Origin of the sequence: Aequoribacter sp. (assembly GCF_965659035.1) — a bacterium.
In the GTDB taxonomy this organism is placed as follows: Bacteria; Pseudomonadota; Gammaproteobacteria; order Pseudomonadales; family Halieaceae; genus Aequoribacter.
In genome coordinates, this window is the sequence record NZ_CBFHWH010000181.1 from 1 (window position 1) to 1,291 (window position 1,291).

The 1,291-nt window shown below is 45.9% G+C and carries 2 protein-coding genes; both read left to right on the forward strand.

The genetic code is table 11. From position 1 onward, the window contains the following. Positions 1–473 precede the first annotated feature (473 nt). A complete protein-coding gene (locus tag ACTF5Z_RS12215; protein WP_423853676.1) occupies positions 474–716 on the forward strand; it encodes a type II toxin-antitoxin system Phd/YefM family antitoxin in 243 nt (80 codons plus the stop codon). Next, a complete protein-coding gene (locus tag ACTF5Z_RS12220) occupies positions 716–976 on the forward strand; it encodes a Txe/YoeB family addiction module toxin (RefSeq protein WP_423853677.1) in 261 nt (86 codons plus the stop codon). The genes ACTF5Z_RS12215 and ACTF5Z_RS12220 overlap by 1 nt, the downstream gene beginning before the upstream one ends. Positions 977–1,291: the final 315 nt, after the last annotated feature.

Consider the following 1,291-nt stretch of genomic DNA (forward strand, 5'->3'; position numbering starts at 1 on the left):
GAGAAAGCCGCGTTAACGGCCAGGTTCTTGCGCCGCAAGATGGACGAGTACGATGCGCTGAAGGCCGAGATCGAGCAGTTGCGGGCCGAGCTTGCGGGTAATGAGCGGTGATAAGGCGGAGAGCGCCCTCAGGAATGATGCGAGCACCTTTGATAGACACTTGGAGGGCGGGCTTCTAGGAGAGTAGGCAGTTTTCAACTGCTACCAAGGCGTCCATTAGTGTGCGTCTTTTGAAGATATCGCTCGAGCGACATCAACGAGGGGTTTTAGCGCTATTCGCACGGCTCAGCCGCTTGTACGCTACTCTGTTTAAAGCCATAGACGATGAAGTATTATCGCGAGATAGTCTCCATTTAGCACTTAAGACCCTATATTTTGGTGCTGGCCGCTCGTGCTGTGGTTGTCTTTATTGCGGTTTGACTTGATTTGACTAAGCGTACGGTTTAACGTACCTTTTCCTTGGAGGGTAAGTTATGACATCACTTAACGTTACTGAAGCGCGGGCGAGTCTGTATAAATTGATTGATGAGACGACAGCTAGTCATCAGCCGATTGTCATCACCGGCAAGCGGGGCAATGCAGTGCTTTTGTCTGAATCAGATTGGAACGCGATTAACGAGACTTTATATCTTTTGTCTGTTCCGGGGATGCGTGAGTCCATCTTAGACGGTATGAACGAGAGTATAGAGAACTGCAGTACCGAATTGGATTGGTAATGTGGTTGCTCACCTACACAAAGCAAGCTCAGAGAGAAGCGCGGAAACTTGCATCTAGTGGCCTGAAGGGTAAGGCGCAGCAGTTATTAGCGATTATCCAGTCTGATCCCTGGCAGAATCCACCTCCATACGAGAAGCTGGTGGGTGATCTAAGCGGTGCATATTCAAGACGAATTAATATTCAGCACCGACTCGTTTATCAGGTTCTGGAAACCGAGAAGACAGTCAAAGTACTGAGGCTTTGGTCCCACTATGAATAACCGGTCGTTTCGGTTTTTGGGTCACGCGTTAAATTACTAAGAGACGTTGTTGCGCGATGCCGCAGCATTTAAAAACCGATAAGTGCTCTTATGTGTTGAGATTAATGAATGTTACTTCATAAAAATGGAATGTGTTGCTGGATGGTGATAAGGGCTCTTATCGCATTTTAAAGGGTAGTTTTCGGAGTTTCTGGATTCTATAAAAAAGAAACAAAATTCTGTTATAAATTTGCAAAGTAAAGTAATCGATTTACATTGCATTAAAGGTCTAAATTTGACGAACAAAACAAAAATTACGGTCGTGGGTTCTGGCTA